General features: G+C 67.3%; 14 protein-coding genes and 1 other annotated feature. Of the genes, 5 read left to right on the plus strand and 9 right to left on the minus strand.

The window, feature by feature from the left end; all coding sequences use genetic code 11:
• The first annotated feature begins 112 nt into the window (after window positions 1-112).
• Window positions 113-3,079 carry a pitrilysin family protein gene (locus tag ETR14_RS11775; protein WP_206186025.1) on the plus strand — a complete coding sequence of 989 codons (2,967 nt, stop codon included), beginning with the start codon at window positions 113-115 and terminating at the stop codon, window positions 3,077-3,079.
• 50 nt (window positions 3,080-3,129) lie between these two features.
• On the opposite strand, the gene ETR14_RS11780 is transcribed toward ETR14_RS11775, so the two are convergent.
• Both ETR14_RS11780 and purE read right to left on the minus strand, forming a co-directional pair.
• Complete coding sequence (locus ETR14_RS11780) at window positions 3,130-4,197, minus strand: 5-(carboxyamino)imidazole ribonucleotide synthase (RefSeq protein ID WP_129384778.1); 1,068 nt, start codon at window positions 4,195-4,197, stop codon at window positions 3,130-3,132.
• A complete protein-coding gene (gene purE, locus ETR14_RS11785) occupies window positions 4,194-4,670 on the minus strand; it encodes a 5-(carboxyamino)imidazole ribonucleotide mutase (protein ID WP_129384779.1) in 477 nt (158 codons plus the stop codon). Before purE ends, ETR14_RS11780 begins: the two co-directional genes overlap by 4 nt.
• Window positions 4,671-4,826: 156 nt before the next feature.
• On the opposite strand from purE, the gene ETR14_RS11790 reads away from it, so the two are divergent.
• The gene (locus ETR14_RS11790; protein ID WP_129384780.1) at window positions 4,827-5,411 is read left to right on the plus strand and encodes a diguanylate cyclase domain-containing protein; all 585 of its coding nucleotides are present in this window, start codon (window positions 4,827-4,829) and stop codon (window positions 5,409-5,411) included.
• Between the two features lie 21 nt (window positions 5,412-5,432).
• Here the strand turns inward: ETR14_RS11790 and ETR14_RS11795 are convergent, their stop codons facing one another.
• The 3 genes from ETR14_RS11795 to ETR14_RS11805 form a co-directional block, all read right to left on the minus strand.
• Window positions 5,433-6,803: a sorbosone dehydrogenase family protein gene (locus ETR14_RS11795; protein WP_129384781.1), complete on the minus strand. Its 1,371-nt coding sequence runs from the start codon at window positions 6,801-6,803 to the stop codon at window positions 5,433-5,435.
• Entirely contained in the window at window positions 6,800-7,222 is a 423-nt protein-coding gene (locus tag ETR14_RS11800) for a hypothetical protein (RefSeq protein ID WP_243455877.1), read from the minus strand. The genes ETR14_RS11795 and ETR14_RS11800 overlap by 4 nt, the downstream gene beginning before the upstream one ends.
• A gap of 230 nt (window positions 7,223-7,452) precedes the next feature.
• Window positions 7,453-8,121: a DUF1349 domain-containing protein gene (locus ETR14_RS11805; RefSeq protein ID WP_129384783.1), complete on the minus strand. Its 669-nt coding sequence runs from the start codon at window positions 8,119-8,121 to the stop codon at window positions 7,453-7,455.
• 212 nt (window positions 8,122-8,333) lie between these two features.
• Here ETR14_RS11805 and ETR14_RS11810 point away from each other — a divergent pair, with 212 nt between their 5' ends.
• The 3 genes from ETR14_RS11810 to ETR14_RS11820 all read left to right on the plus strand — a co-directional run bounded on the left by ETR14_RS11810 (window position 8,334) and on the right by ETR14_RS11820 (window position 12,464).
• A complete protein-coding gene (locus tag ETR14_RS11810) occupies window positions 8,334-9,917 on the plus strand; it encodes a Na+/H+ antiporter (protein WP_129384784.1) in 1,584 nt (527 codons plus the stop codon).
• A gap of 63 nt (window positions 9,918-9,980) precedes the next feature.
• Window positions 9,981-10,799 carry a formate/nitrite transporter family protein gene (locus tag ETR14_RS11815; protein ID WP_129384785.1) on the plus strand — a complete coding sequence of 273 codons (819 nt, stop codon included), beginning with the start codon at window positions 9,981-9,983 and terminating at the stop codon, window positions 10,797-10,799.
• A 66-nt stretch (window positions 10,800-10,865) separates the two neighbouring features.
• Window positions 10,866-10,921 (plus strand) — a sequence feature (sul1 is cis-regulatory element that is thought to sense ions involved in sulfur or methionine metabolism; They are found in Alphaproteobacteria).
• Window positions 10,922-10,970: 49 nt separating this feature from the next.
• Window positions 10,971-12,464 (plus strand): SulP family inorganic anion transporter, encoded by a 1,494-nt coding sequence (locus tag ETR14_RS11820; RefSeq protein WP_129384786.1) that lies wholly within the window; start codon window positions 10,971-10,973, stop codon window positions 12,462-12,464.
• Window positions 12,465-12,485: 21 nt separating this feature from the next.
• Here ETR14_RS11820 and ETR14_RS11825 read toward each other — a convergent pair whose 3' ends face one another.
• Genes ETR14_RS11825 through ETR14_RS11840 form a run of 4 tightly spaced genes read right to left on the minus strand, consistent with a single transcriptional unit; the run spans window position 12,486 to window position 15,248 of the window.
• Window positions 12,486-12,836 carry a YbaN family protein gene (locus ETR14_RS11825; RefSeq protein ID WP_129384787.1) on the minus strand — a complete coding sequence of 117 codons (351 nt, stop codon included), beginning with the start codon at window positions 12,834-12,836 and terminating at the stop codon, window positions 12,486-12,488.
• 14 nt (window positions 12,837-12,850) lie between these two features.
• On the minus strand, window positions 12,851-13,537 hold the full coding sequence (gene gpmA, locus ETR14_RS11830; RefSeq protein WP_129384788.1) for a 2,3-diphosphoglycerate-dependent phosphoglycerate mutase: 687 nt from the start codon (window positions 13,535-13,537) through the stop codon (window positions 12,851-12,853).
• On the minus strand, window positions 13,537-14,670 hold the full coding sequence (locus tag ETR14_RS11835; protein WP_129384789.1) for a M14-type cytosolic carboxypeptidase: 1,134 nt from the start codon (window positions 14,668-14,670) through the stop codon (window positions 13,537-13,539). The genes gpmA and ETR14_RS11835 overlap by 1 nt, the downstream gene beginning before the upstream one ends.
• On the minus strand, window positions 14,667-15,248 hold the full coding sequence (locus ETR14_RS11840; RefSeq protein ID WP_129384790.1) for a hypothetical protein: 582 nt from the start codon (window positions 15,246-15,248) through the stop codon (window positions 14,667-14,669). Before ETR14_RS11840 ends, ETR14_RS11835 begins: the two co-directional genes overlap by 4 nt.
• Between the last annotated feature and the right edge of the window lie 86 nt (window positions 15,249-15,334).

Here is a 15,334-nt window from a genome sequence, read left to right on the forward strand (position 1 = left end):
CCCGAAAGCGCTTGCGCTTCCGCATGTTGCGTGGGGCGCGGCGCTTTGTATGGTGCCCGCACATCAGACTCGGAGATTGCCGATGCGCCGGATCATCCTTCCCTTCGCGCTCATGACCGTCCTTGCCCTGCCGGCATGCACGACGGCGACCGGAGGAGGATCAGGCGAGGCGCAGACGGCGAGCAGCGCAGCGCCCGAAGCCGCACCTACGGCACCGGCCAAGGCGGAGCCCGCGCCCGTTGCATCGCTGGTCAGCCGGGTCGACATACCCTATGAGCAATTCACCCTCGACAACGGGCTTCGGGTCGTCGTCCACGAGGATCGCAAGGCGCCCGTCGTCGCCATCTCCGTCTGGTACAATGTCGGCTCGAAGGACGAGCCGGCGGGCAAGACCGGCTTCGCGCATCTGTTCGAGCATCTGATGTTCAACGGCTCGGAGAACAGCCCGAACGATTTCTTCGAGCCGCTCGCCGAGATCGGCGCCACCGACTATAACGGCACCACCTGGTTCGATCGGACCAATTATTTCGAGACGGTGCCGCGGCCCGCGCTGGAGCGGGGCCTGTTCCTGGAGAGCGATCGGATGGGGCACCTGCTCGGCGCTGTGACCCAGGAAAAGCTCACCAACCAGATCGGCGTCGTCCAGAACGAGAAGCGGCAAGGCGATAACGAGCCGTTCGGCCTTGTCGAATATGCCCAGCTCGAGGCGCTGTTCCCCGACGGCCATCCCTATCATCACTCGACGATCGGCTCGATGGCCGACCTGGACAAAGCGAGCCTCGCCGACGTCAAGGCGTGGTTCCGCGAGCGCTACGGCCCGAACAACTCGGTGCTGGTCCTTGCCGGCGACATTTCGGCCGCCGAAGCGCGCCCGCTGGTGCAGAAATATTTCGGCGACATCCCGCGGGGACCGGTCAACACGCCTGCCCAGGCGGCGGTGCCGACGCTCCCCGCGCCCAAGGTCCAGGTGATGCACGATCGCGTCGCCAACACCCGCATCTATCGCAATTGGGCCGTTCCGGGCCTGCTCGATCCCGACATGGTGTCGCTGGACGTCGCTGCCGGCGTTCTCGGCGGCCTCGCCAGCTCGCGGCTCGACAACGAACTGGTACGCAAGGACCAGACCGCGGTGCAGGTCTCCGCATCGCTGCAGCCCTTCCATCGCATCAGCCTGTTCGAGATCACTGCCGACGTGAAGCCAGGCGCTGACGCCGACGCGGTCGCGCGCCGGCTCGATCAGATCGTCGCAGACTATATCGCCGCCGGGCCGACAGACGATGAAGTGAAGCGCTTCGTCACCAGCGACGTCGCCGGTCGCATCCGCGGTCTCGAATCGGTCGGTGGCTTCGGCGGCAAGGCGGTCGCGCTCGCCGAAGGCACGCTCTACGCCAACGATCCCGAATTCTACCGCAAGCAATTGCTCGCTTACGCACGTACCACGCCCGCCGACGTCAAGGCGGCGATGCAGAAGTGGCTGACCCGTCCGGTGTTCGCACTGCGCGTAGAGCCCGGCGAGCGTGAAGCTTATGAAGAAGCGGCAGGATCTCGCGGCAGCGCCGCCAGCCAGCGGCCGCGTTACTATCGTCAGCCCAGGCCCGGCGAGCGCCCGCTGGCGCCGCTGCCGTTCGTCGCCGACACCGCCACCGCTGGCGGCGGCGCTGCCGCCCCCGCGCCCAAGGCTGCAGCGCGTCCGTTGCCGCCGCTCGGCACCATCGAGAATCTCGATTTCCCGGACGTCGAGCGCGCGCAGCTCTCCAACGGAATCCCGATCGTCTACGCGCGCCGGCAGGCCGTGCCGGTGATGCGGGTTGCGGTCGAGTTCAACGCCGGCGTCGCCGCGGATCCGGCCGATGCGCTCGGCACCCAGGTGTTGACGCTGAAGCTTCTCGAGGAAGGCACGACCAGCCGCAACTCGATCCAGATCGCCGAGGAGCAGGAACGGCTTGGCGCCGATGTCTCGTCCGGTGCTTCCCTGGATCGCACCGCGGTGCAGCTGACCGCATTGACTCCGAACCTCGGACCCTCGCTCGATCTGCTCAGCGACATCATCCGCAATCCGGCATTCGAACCCGGCGAGGTCGACCGCCTTCGCGCGCAGCAACTCGCGCAGATTGCGCAGGAGCTGACTCAGCCGGGCGCGCTCGCCGCCCGCACGCTGCCGGCGGCGCTCTACGGGCCGAACAGCCCCTATGGACGCTCGTCGACCGGCACCGGCGATCCCGCGGTCGTGTCCCGGCTCACGCGTGATGACCTGATCCGCTTCCACCAGACCTGGATCCGGCCGGACAATGCGACGATCTTTGCAGTGGGTGACCTGCCGCTTGCGGAACTCGTCCCGCAGCTCGAAGCGCGCTTCGGCAATTGGACGCCGCCGTCGCTGCCGAAGGGCAGCAAGGCGTTCGGGGATGCGCCCGCCGCGCCCAAGCCCAGGATCATCCTGGTCGATCGGCCGCAATCGCCCCAATCGCTGATCGCCGCCGGCTATGTCCTGCCGGTCCGCGGCACCGACGATCCGCTCGTCCTTCGCGCCGCCAATGAAGTGCTCGGCGGTGACTTCCTCTCGCGGATCAACATGGATCTGCGCGAAACCAAGGGCTGGTCCTATGGCTCGGGAAGCTCGGTGAGCATGCGCGAGCATCTGGTGCCGTTCGTCGTCAATGCTCCGGTCCAGGCGGACAAGACCGGACCGGCGGTCAAGGCGGTGATGGACGACATTCGAAGCTTCACCACGGCCAAGGGCGTCAGCGCGGTCGAGCTCCAGCGGGTGATCAACGGCAATACCCGCCAGCTCGCCGGTCAGTTCGAAACGTCGGAAGACGTGCTCGGCGCGCTCCGCTCCAACGCGCTTTATCGCCGCTCGGACGATTATTGGGAAACCATCGCCGAGCGCTATCGCGGGCTCACCGCCGCCCAGCTCGATCAGGCGGCGCGCCAGGTGATCGATCCCGGCAAGATGGTCTGGGTCATCGTCGGCGACGCCGCCAAGGTGCAGCCGCAGCTCAAGGGATTGGGCTTGCCGGTGGAAGTGGTGAAGCCGCAGGTGGCGCCGACGCCTGCGGCGGCTTCAGCCGGACAGTAATCGTCGTCGCCTGAAGCCCCTTCCCTTCGGGGAGGGGCAGCAGGCGGTGGCTACCGAACCAGCCGCGTCACATGCCCCATCTTCCGGCCCGGGCGCCCCTCGCCCTTGCCGTAAAGATGGAGATGGGCGGTGCGGTCGGCGAGGATGTCCTTCCAGCGCTCGGCGTCGGCGCCGAGCAGGTTCCACATCTCGATCCGCGGTGCGGTCAGGTCGACCGCACCGAGCGGAAGGCCGCAAATCGCGCGGACGTGATTCTCGAATTGCGAGGTCAGCGCACCTTCGATCGTCCAATGACCGCTATTGTGCACCCGCGGCGCCATCTCGTTGAACATCGGCCCGGCCGGGGTCGCAAAGAATTCCAGGGTCAGCAGGCCGACATAATGGAGCGCGTCGGCGACCGTGCGTGCGAGCGCCTCGGCCTCCGCGATCTGCGGCGCCAGCTCGGCAGGCGCCGGCACTTCCGAACGCGCGAGAATGCCGCCTTCGTGGCTGTTGCGCGGCACCGGCCAGGTTACGGTCTCGCCGTCCGCGCCGCGGCACAGCAGGATCGAGAATTCGGCGGTGAAATCGACGAACGCTTCCAGAATCGAAGGCGCGCCGCGCACCGCGTCCCAGGCGGAGTCCGCGTCTGCCGGTGCCATGATCCGTGCCTGGCCTTTGCCGTCATAACCGAAGCGCCGGGTCTTGAGCACCGCCGGCGTGCCGACCTCGGCGATGGCCGCTTCCAGTTCTTCGCGGGTCGCAACCGCCGCGAACACCGGAGGTCGGCCGCCGAGATCGCGGACGAAGCTCTTCTCGCTCACCCGGTCCTGCGCGATCTCGAGCGCCCGGCGGGGTGGGAAAAGGGGCGTCTCGGCAGACAGAGCGGTGAGCGGCCCTGCCGCGATATTCTCGAATTCATAGGTGGCGACGTCAACGCTCCGGCCGAACTGCGCGAGCGCGGCTTCGTCATCCCACGCGCCGCGGGTGAAGCGTGCCGAGACCTCGGCGGCTGGCGGAGCCTCGTCCGGCGCATAGATATGGCATTTGTAGCCGAGCTGTGCGGCCGCGATGGCGAGCATTCGGCCAAGCTGGCCGCCCCCGACGATCCCGATCGTGGATCCCGGCGCGATCGTCATTCCGGCTGTTCCGCGACGCTCTCGGTCTGCGCCCGGCGCCATTCCTGCAGTCGTTCACCGAGCGTCTCGTCGGCGGTCGCCAGGATCGCCGCGGCGAGCAGGCCGGCATTGATCGCCCCGGCCTTGCCGATCGCCAGTGTGCCGACCGGCACGCCGCCGGGCATCTGAACGATCGACAGCAGGCTGTCCATGCCGGACAGCGCCTTCGATTCCACAGGAACGCCGAGTACCGGCAAATGGGTCATCGAAGCCGCCATGCCCGGCAGATGCGCCGCGCCGCCGGCACCGGCGATGATGACCTTGAGCCCGCGTCCCGCAGCGCCCTTGGCATAATCGTACAGGCGGTCAGGGGTGCGATGGGCCGAGACCACCTTCGTCTCATGGGCAACGCCAAGCGTTTCCAGGATCTCCGACGCGTGTCGCATCGTCTCCCAGTCCGATCGACTGCCCATGATGATCCCGACCGCTGTCATGCTCCACCCTCTCCATTCCGGCGAAGCGGCACCTCTTAGAGCATCATCCGGTAAAGTGGAGCCGGTTTTCGGATGGTCGAGACCGATCTTGCGGCCATTGCCGATCGGTGCCGTGCTTTCGCTCTCTGTTAACGGGCGCCAGTCTATAAGAGTCCGATGACCCACCAGTCCGATCGCTTCGCCCCCACCGAGGCCGTTTCGCTCGCCGAGGAGAATGCGTTTCTTCGCGCCGCCCTTGCCGACGCGCAGCGCCGCATCGACGAACTCGAAGCGATGGCGGAGGCCGATCCGCTGACCGGCCTCGCCAATGCCCGCCGCTTCGCGCACGAGGTCGAGCGTGCCGTCGGCCGCGCGACCCGCCAGAACACGCCCGCTGCCCTCGTTTCCTTCGATCTGCGCAACGTCGAGGCTATTGCCCAGCGTCATGGCCGCGCCGTAGCCGATGCCGCGCTCGCCCATCTCGCCCGCACATTGTCCAGTCTGATCCGCGCCACCGACCAATTGGCGCGTGTCGGCGACACCGAATTCGGCCTGCTTCTCGATCACCTCGATCCCGACAGCGCCATCGAGACATCCGAACGCCTGGAACGCTGCATCGCGCGAACGCCGCTGGATCTCGGCAACAGCCGAGTGGCGCTTGAACTCGTTATGGCGACCACCGGCATCATGCCGGGCGATGCCGCCGCCGGCGTGCTCGAACGCGCCGCCCGCAACATCGAGAGCGCGCGCGAGCGGGCCTGAGAGCGGCGCGGCTAGACCGCGTCAGTAAGGCGTCTTGCTCCCGCCGTGCTCCCCTTCCGGCAGCGGCTGCGCCGGCCGCGTCGCTGCTTCGCGGGCGGGGGCACGCTGTGCCGGGGTGATCCGCCAGATCGTGTTGGACAGATCGTCCGCAACGATCAGGGCACCGCGCGGATCGACGGTCACGCCGACTGGACGGCCCATCGTCTTCCCGTCCTTGCCCTGGAAGCCCGTCACCACGTCGATCGGTGGTCCGGCCGGCCGGCCGCCGCGGAACGGTACGAACACCACCTTGTAGCCCGCCGGCCTGGTGCGGTTCCAGCTGCCATGCTCGCCGACGAACACGCCTTCCGCGAAGCGCGGACCCATGGCGGGGTTTGAAAAGGCGACTCCGAGCGCGGCGACGTGCGACCCCAGTGCATAATCCGGCCGTATCGCAGAGGCGACCTTCTTCGGATCCTGCGGCTGCGCACGGCCGTCCACATTCTGGCCCCAATAGGAATAGGGCCAGCCGTAAAAGCCACCATCGCGAACCGAGGTCAGGTAATCGGGGACGAGGTTGGGGCCGAGCTCGTCCCGCTCGTTGACCACCGCCCACAATTGGCCGGTGCGAGGCTGGATCGCAAGCGCGGTCGGGTTGCGGATGCCGGTGGCGAACGGCCGGTGCGCACCGGTCGCGGCGTCGATCTGCCACACCTGGGCGCGGTCGAGCTCGGCCGCCATGCCGCGCTCGGTGATATTGCTGTTCGATCCGATGCCGACATAGAGGAAGCGCCCGTCAGGGCTGGCCGCAAGCGACTTGGTCCAGTGATGGTTGATCTGCGAGGGCAGGTCGGTGACCTTCGTCGGCGGGCCGGCCGCTCTCGTCTGCCCCGGCCGGTAGGTGAAACGCACCAGCGAATCCTGATCGGCGACGTAGAGCTGGTCGCCGACGAGGGCGAGGCCATAGGGTGCGTTCAGATGGTCGGCGAAGATCGTCCGGCCTTCGTAGATGCCGTCGCCGTTCGCGTCGCGGAGCAGGGTCAGGCGGTGCCCGCTCTTCACTGAGCTCGTCCCCTTCGCCTTGATGAAGCCGGCGATGATGTCCTTTGGCCGCAGCGCCGCCTCGCCGCCGCCGCGCCCTTCGGCGACCAGGATGTCCCCGTTGGGAAGAACCAGCGTCTGGCGCGATATCCCGAAACCGGTTGCGATCGCGGCGATCGTATAGCCTTGCGGCACCGCCGGACGGGCATCTCCCCATGGCGTCGGATCAGCGATCTTCATGCTCGGCACCAGCGCGCGCTGCTGTTCCGGAAGCTGCGGGTTGCCCCCGATCTGCACCGGATCGTTGTCGCTGCCGCAGCCGCTTGCAAGCGCCGCGAGGCCGGCGGCGAGGAGGAGGGTCGAACGCGTCATTGCGTCTCTCTGGTGCGCAATCCGGCAAATCCAATCCCCACTGCGCCGAGCGCGATGACCGTGACGATCACCGACAGGATCATGGCCCCCGGCATGATCCCCCAGGCGTCGCGCGCATGGACGAAGGAGTTGACGAAGCCGAGGATGAAGGCGGCGAGAAGCAGCACGAAGGTGACCAGCCGCCGGCCGCGCCACGACCGGTTTCTCAGCAGCGCAAGAAATGACCAGAGGAGAGAGAAGCCTGTGAACACCATCGCCCCCGCAATCAGCCAGGCGGCGAAATTGCTCCATTGCACCTCCGCCGTGGTCGCGTAGGCCCAGTCGCTGAGCAGCCCGCCCAGGAACAGGGGCAGGATGCCGGCGAGCAAGACCGCCTGGACGGGGTGCAGCGCCGGGCTTCGATGAACGGGTGTAGCCACGGCGATGCTCCTTCTTCTCTGCCTCGTTCGTTCGGCGCCTTCGAGAAGGTCGCCGACGTCCGAGGAAGCAGGCAGGCAGAATGCCAGGGATCGGGGCTAGTTCCGGCCGATGAGGGATTTGCTTCCATGGCGGCGCCAGGGTGGCCGGTTGCGAGACAGGTGGCGGCGCTTTGGCCGAGCCTTTTACTGCGTGCCACAGCGGCCGGAGGCCGCCGAAGGCGTCGCGCGGCTCACTTGCCCTGCCAATAATCCTTTACCTTGCGCGCCTCGAAACGGATGTTGCTGAAGACCGCCTCATAGCGCTCGCCGGTCGGCGACTGACCGGCGAAACCGATCGAGAGCGGCATCGCCTCATCCATCGGAACGTCGCGCAGGATTTGCCAGGTCGCCCCGTCCTGGGAACTGTAGAGCAGCAGCGAACCGCCGGCGCGCGCCATCTTGAGCCACAAGGCCGGCGCGTCGGCTGGGAACCGGATGTGATAGCTGCCGTCGCTGATCGGCGAGGCTACGGCCGAGGTGACCGCATTGGTGCTCGCGTTGAGGCGCTCGAACAGCAGCTTCACCCAGCGCCCGCCAGCGGCATGAGCGACCAGGGCGCCGCCTGCATAGTCGCTGCCTTCCGGCCGTGAGACCTTGGCCGAAAGGATGAAGTCGCCCTTGGGTGCAAACGTCACCCGCGGCGCATTGTCGACCGGCGGCCCTTTGGCGGGGCTGTACAGATCGCTGCCTTTCGGTGCGACCAGCCGTAGGCGGTCGGGGGTAATCTCGGCGGTGATTGCCTTGTTGGAGAGGGTCAGAGCATATGGAAGCGCCGACAGACGCTCGGGCCGGATCTCTGCACTGGTGGGACCTGCCATTGCTGTCGCCAGCGCCGCGACCATGACTGCACCGTAACGCATTCCCGCCTCCCATGGCCGAGTTGAAGGCAGCGATGTAGGGCGGCTGCCGACCCGTGGGCAAGACGGATCCGTAACGAAAAACAGGCGGCTCGTTCTCGGCACGAACGTGTCGCCCCTCCGGCGACTTGCATGAAAACCGTAGGCCGACGGGATCCGACGCGATAGGAGACCCTTGGTCGCGGTGCGCGCGCGGCCGAGGGGGAAGGGAGCGCATGCATCCTGTCGAAACGTTCGAGCTGGTCCTGATCCTGCTGGCGGCCGTGATCGCTCTTCACTGGGCGGCGCTGCGCCTGTGCCTCCCGCCGTCGGCTGCCTTGCTGGTCGGCGGCGGTGCGCTCGCCTTCCTGCCCGGATCGCCGCAGATCGCACTGGATCCGGAGCTTGCCTTGGTCTTGTTCCTGCCGCCCTTGTTGTGGGACGGCGCCTATTTCACCGCGTTCGGCCGCTTCCGCCGACACCTGCCCGGGATCTTGTCGCTTGCGGTGGGCGCCGTCCTGTTCACCACTCTGGTCGTCGGTGCCGTCGTCCACCTGCTGGTGCCCCAGCTGCCCTGGGCGGCCTGCTTCGCGCTCGGCGCGATCGTTTCGCCGCCCGATGCGGTGTCCGCAAGGGCGGTCCTGCAGCGGGTGACCTTGCCCCGCCGTCTGCAGGCCCTGCTCGAGGGCGAGAGCCTGCTCAATGACGCGACCGGCCTGGTGCTGTTTCGCTTCGCGGTCGTGGCAACGCTGAGCGGCACCTTCGACGCCGGCGCGGCGGCGGGCAGCTTCGTGCTGCTCGCCCTCGGCGGTGCCGCGATCGGCGTTGCCGTCGGGATGGCCGGAATCTTCGTGGTTCGCCGCATGCAGGAACAGACTTTGGTGGTCGCGACCTCGACCCTGCTCTGCTGGGGCGCCTATATCGCGGGCGAGATGGTGCACGTCTCCGGGGTGATCGCCACCGTCGCCGCCGGTCTGCTGTTCGGCTGGTACCAGCACGTCATTCTTCCGGCGCGCGTGCGGCTGCAGGGAAGCGCCTTCTGGCGCACCCTGGTCTTCTCGCTTGAGGCGCTGGTGTTCATCCTGATCGGATCGTCGCTGCGCGGCGTCCTCGATCGCATCGATGGCGGCGATACGGTGCTGGCCACTTTCGCCGTGCCGCTGCTCGGCATCATCGCCGCGGTGATCCTCGCCCGCTTCGCGTGGGTATTCGCCAGCGACGCTCTGCTCACGCTCCTGAACAAGGCTGGCTTGAAGCGAGCGCGGCCGCTCGGCTGGCGTCAGGCGAGCGTGCTCGGCTGGACCGGCATGCGCGGCGTCGTCACGCTTGCGGTTGCGCTCACTTTGCCGGCGCAGATGCCCGGCCGCGATCTGATGCTGGTCGCCGCCTTCGCCGTGATCCTCGTGACCATAATTATTCAGGGCACCAGCCTCGGCTGGCTGATCAGGGTCGTGCAACCGGTCGATGGCGATCCGGCGCCGCCCATGGCGCTGCCCGCCGCCGAATCCGCCGTCGCCCGGGCCAAGCGCGAAGAGGTCGAACTGCGCGCCTTTGACGGCGATGGAAACCTGATCCACCCGCAACTGCTCGATTCCTACCGCAAGCGCGCCGACGCGACCCAGCGCTATGCCGACGATGCGGACCAGTTCATGGCCGGCATCCAGTCGCATTTCGAGGTGATGCTCGCGGCGGTCGCGGCGGGACGGGCCGAGCTCATTCGCCTGCACCGCGAGGGGCGGATCGAGGACGAGGTGCTGCACGATCTCGAGCGCGATCTCGATCTCGAGGAAATGGGCATCATCTTCCAGCAAGGGGCTTGAAGCTCCTCGGGCGGCACCGGGAACTCAATCCCGCCGCCTTCGCTCGTGCGGCGGAGACTATCGATGGCCGAGCACGACGACACAAACCTCAGCGAGGACGAACAGGCGGAAGTCGCCGAACATGCGCCGACCGCGCCCAAGGTGGTGCATGCCGCCGTGTCGATGCACGGCGAGGACGAGCTCGATCGGCCCGCGGCCTCCTTGCTGTGGTCTGCGATCGCGGCCGGGATCGCGATCATGACGTCGGTATCGGTGAGCGGCGCCTTGCACCATTATCTGCCGGAGGCGCGCTGGCGGGACGCCGTGGTCGCGTTAGGTTATCCCGTCGGCTTTCTCATGGTCGTGCTCGGACGAATGCAGCTCTTCACCGAGCAGACCATCGTCGCGATCCTGCCGCTCGCCCGCCACACGAACATGCACAATTTCGCCCGTGTCGCCCGCCTTTGGTCGCTGGTCTTCGTCGGCAATCTGGCCGGGGCGGCGTCGATCGCCGCGCTGGCGGTCTTCGGGAATGTCCAGAGTGACGAAATGCTCGATGGAATGCTTGCGGTCTCCGCCAAGCTCCAGGAGCGCAGTGCGACAGAGACACTGATGCAGGCGATCCCCGCCGGTTTCATCATGGCCTCCGTCGCCTGGATCCGCTCCGCCGAAAATCGGGCCGGCTTCTCGATCGTGCTGGTGCTGACCCTGGCGATCAGCCTGTGCGGCTTCGCGCACGTCATCGCCGGCGCGGCCGAAGCTTTCCTGCTGCTGTGGAGCGGACTGGCGGCCACATCCTGGGTCGCATTCGGCTTCCTGCTGCCGGCACTGATCGGCAACGTCATCGGCGGCACCCTGATGTTCGCCTTCCTGAGCCACGCGCAGGTTCGCGCGGAGATCTGAGCATCGGCTCGCGGCCCGGCCGTGCTTGCCACCGGCAGGGCCGGACGGCTATCGGCCACTCATTCGCATGGACCCGGTGCAAGTCCGGGTGGCTATTCCGGCCGCCGATCCGCCGGACAACGACAAATGGCCGTTCGACACATCGTCGGGCGTGCCGTGTTGCGGACCTTTATGACATATTTTCTTTCCCGCTACCGCCGGACGTGGTCCGGCGATGCCAATGCCGTACGGCGTGACGTGCTTGCCGGCATCGTGGTTGCGCTGGCGCTCATCCCCGAAGCGATCGGCTTCTCGATCATCGCCGGTGTCGATCCGCGGGTGGGCCTCTACGCTTCGGTGGCGATCGCGATCGTCATCGCGTTCACCGGTGGCCGGCCCGGCATGATCTCCGCCGCGACCGCTGCGGTGGCGGTGCTGGTCGGCCCACTGGTGCGGGAACATGGTGTCGATTACCTGTTCGCAGCGACCATCCTGATGGGCCTGATCCAGATCGTCGCGGGTCTGCTGCGCCTCGATCTCGTCATGCAATTCGTTTCGCGATCTGTGATCACCGGCTTCGTCAACGCGCTCGCCATCCTGATTTTCATGGCCCAATGGCCCCAACTCACCAATGTCGGCTGGCAGACCTATGCGATGGTCGCCGCCGGCCTCGCGATCATCTACCTGTTCCCGCGGCTCACCCGGGCGGTTCCGTCGCCGCTCGTCGCCATCCTGGCGCTGAGCGCCGTGGCGATCGGCTTCGGCGTGCCGGTGAACACGGTCGGAGACATGGGCCGCCTGCCCGAGGGGCTGCCGAGCCTCGCTGTGCCGAACGTGCCGCTCACCCTCGACACGCTCCGCATCATCCTGCCTTATTCGTTGACCATGGCCGCGGTTGGGCTCCTCGAATCGCTGCTCACCGCCCAGATCGTCGACGACATGACCGAGACGGAGAGCGACAAGCGCCGCGAATGCGCCGGTCAGGGCAGCGCCAACATCGTCGCCGCTTTGTTCGGCGGCATGGGCGGCTGTGCGATGATCGGGCAGTCGGTGATCAACGTCACCTCCGGGGGGCGGGGCCGGCTGTCCACCTTCGTCGCCGGCACCTTCCTGCTCTTCCTCTTGGCGGTGCTCGGCGCGTGGGTCGGCCGAATCCCGATGCCGGCGCTCGTCGCGGTGATGATCATGGTCTCCATAGGCACGTTCAGCTGGAACTCCGTCGCCAACCTCCGTCGCCATCCGCCGACCTCGTCGGTGGTGATGGTCACGACCGTGGTGGTCGTCGTCGCAACCCGCGATCTCTCGCTGGGCGTCTTGGCCGGGGTGCTGCTCTCGGGCATCTTCTTCGCGGGCAAGGTGCAGCGGATGTTCGCGATCGAGCGCAGCGAGTCCGCAGATGGAATGGCGACCTATCGGGTCACCGGTGAATTGTTCTTCGCGTCGGTCGATCGCTTCAGCCGCGGCTTCGCGGCGGACGAAAAGGCGAGGCGGATCCGGATCGATGTTTCCGGGGCGCATTTCTGGGATATCTCGGCCGTGGCAGCCGTCGACAAGATCGTCTCCCGGCTTCGCCGGGGCGGCGCCGAGGTCGAGGTCGTCGGCTACAACCGGGCGAGCGCGGACTTGATCGATCGCTTCGCGCTGCACGACAAGACCGGCGTCGAGTTGGGCGTCGTGCCGCACTGACGGCGCGGCCAAATCACCCGGTCAGGCCTCCGGACGAGTCCACACCCAGCTTCCGCCGATCAGGGCCGCGGCCACGGGGGTGAGCATCCATGGCCAGGGCGCGAACGCCAGGCCGAGCGCTGCACTCACCGCGAAGGCCGCCAGCGCCGCTTTCTTGCCGCGCCGGCTGATCGCGCCGCGTTCGCGCCACGCCCGGATGTGCGGGCCGAAACGTGGATGCCGAAGCAGCCGCGCTTCGAACGGCGGGTGGCCGCGGCCGAAGCAATAGGCTGCGAGCAGCACGAACGGAACGGTCGGCAGCAGGGGCAGGACGGCGCCCGCCGCAGCGAGGGCCAGCGAGACGAAGCCGAGAGCGAGCCAGACCAGCCGCATCCCGGCCGGCCGGCTCAGCGCTCGCGCAGGTAGTAACGGTCGATCGCGGTCAGGCCGTCGTCGAGCTCGTAGACGATCGGCTGCCCGGTCGGGATCTCGAGCGAGGCGATTTCCTCGTCCGAGATGCCGGACAGGTGCTTGACCAGCGCGCGCAGCGAGTTGCCGTGGGCGGAGATCAGCACCCGCTGGCCGCCCTGGAGTGCCGGTCCGATGCGCGAGCGCCAGTACGGCAGCACGCGCGCGATCGTGTCCTTGAGGCTCTCGGTCGCCGGCACGTCGATGCCGGCATAGCGCCGATCCCCGGACAGATCATATTCGCTGCCCGGTTCGATCGGCGGCGGCGGGATGTCGAACGAACGGCGCCAGATCCGCACCTGCTCGTCGCCATGCTTTGCCGCGGTCTCCGCCTTGTCGAGGCCGGTGAGACCGCCATAATGGCGCTCGTTCAGCCGCCAGTCCTTTTCGACGGGAAGCCAGAGGCGGCCCATTTCCTCCAGCGCCAGGTTCAGCGTCTTGATCGCGCGGGTTTGCAGGCTGGTGAAGCAGAGATCGAAGTCGAGCCCTTTCTCCTTCATCAGCCGCCCTGCTGCGCGCGCTTCCTCGGCGCCCTGCTCGGTGACGTCGACGTCCCACCAGCCGGTGAAACGGTTTTCCAGGTTCCAGGCCGACTGGCCGTGGCGAATGAGTACGAGTGTCGGCATCAGCGCTTCCGGTAGGGGAGTTCGTCGAGAATGGCGTAGAGTGCGTCGATGCACGCGCGCGCCAGCAGGCGGCACCGATCCGGCGACCAGCCATAGACAGGGTCCGGCAGGTCGGCATTGTCCTTGAAAGGCATTTCCAGGGTCATCGAGACGGCGCCGAACCGCTCGGCGAGCTGGGCCGTGGACATCGACATGTTGGCCTGACCTGGCTTGGTGATCTCATAGCCCTGCTTCGTCTGGAAATCCGGGGTGATCCGCACGAGCTCGTCGCTGAACCGGTCGAACAGGCCTTGCTGGCGCTCGTTCCAGCTCGGAATGCCCTCGAAACCGGCGAGGAAGTTGTTCGGAATCGCCTCGTCGCCATGGACGTCCATCGCGAAGTCGACGCCGGTCCGGTCCATCTCCTTCAGCACATGGAGCACTTCCGGGCTGCGCTCGGCGGAAGGCGCATGCCATTCCCGGTTGAGATTCGTGCCGGCCGCGTTGGTGCGGAGATGGCCGCGCCTGGTGCCGTCAGGATTCATGTTGGGAACGATGTGGAAGGTCGCGCGCTCGCGCAGCCGCCGCGAAACCGGGTCCGAATCGTCGAGCAGGCGCTCGATCGCGCCCTCCATCCACCATTCGGCCATCGATTCGCCGGGATGCTGGCGGGCATAATACCAGACCTGCAGAGGCCCTTCGCCGATCGACAGATAATCGATCTCCTGCCCGTCCAGGCTCTGGCCGAGCGAGCGATAGCGCACCGCCGGATGCGCGATCGCGTCGGCCACCAGATCGTGGTGCATCTCCATCGTGAACGGCGCGAAATAGGCGAACCAGACGCTGTTCGTCTCCGGCGTCACCCGGATGGTGAGGATTCCGTCGGCATAGGACGTGTCGATCCGCTGCCACGCCTCACGATCCGTGGACATGCACGCCCGGTAATTCTCCCAACCGAGCGGATAGGCCGCGTCCGCACAGTTGAGGATGCGGAGCTCGACAGCCTTGCCCGCAGCGCCGGTCAGCCGGAAATAGAACCACTGATAGAAATCGGAGAGGTGGTCCTTGGTGATCTCAAGGTCCACCCGATTGCCGTCAATGGCGATCAGACGAATGTTGCCGCCGTCGAAGGCGCTCGAAATGGAGAGGGTCATCGAATCCTGATAGTGCGGCCGGACTCGCCGGGAAAGTCCTGAAACAGGGCAGGCGCGAGCCGCGCAGCGGCCGCCGTGGGCTCCGCCTCGGCCGAGCCGGTCGGTGCCTCGACGACGGCACGGCCCTCCCAGAAGACGGTCGCGTCCGAGCGGCGGCGAAGACCCACTTCGAGCAGGGTCGCGGTGATCCCCGCCGAGCTTCCGGTGGCTTGCGGCGGAGCGAGGCCGCGACCGATCCGGGCTGAGGTGAGTGCGGCGATCGATTCGCGGCTGCCCTGCTCGATGTCGATCAAGGCGATCTGCTCGGAGCCGCTGCCCGCCGGCGCGATCGTCCAGCCGAGCCGGGTGAGCTCGCGTGCGACGGCGGCGGCGACGGCCGGATAGCCCGGCCGCGCCGAATCGGCCCTGTCGAACGGCTCGATCGCGATCTGCGCCTTGGCGATGATCGGCTGTCCCAGGTGAAAACGGGCCACGTCGACGCCGCCATGCGCGGAGCCGTCGCTGCCGCCGCGGGAGGCGCACGCCGAGGCGCCGAGGGCGAGCAGGATCGCACCCCCGCGCAGAAAAGCTGTTTTCATCAATGCACCTCCTGGGTTAGCGGCGCGTTTCGTACAGACCTGTAACGATCGCTCAGCGCTTTCCTAGCTGAACTGTTCCCGAGGGG

It is taken from the genome of Sphingosinicella sp. BN140058 (assembly GCF_004135585.1).
Taxonomy (GTDB): Bacteria; Pseudomonadota; Alphaproteobacteria; order Sphingomonadales; family Sphingomonadaceae; genus Allosphingosinicella.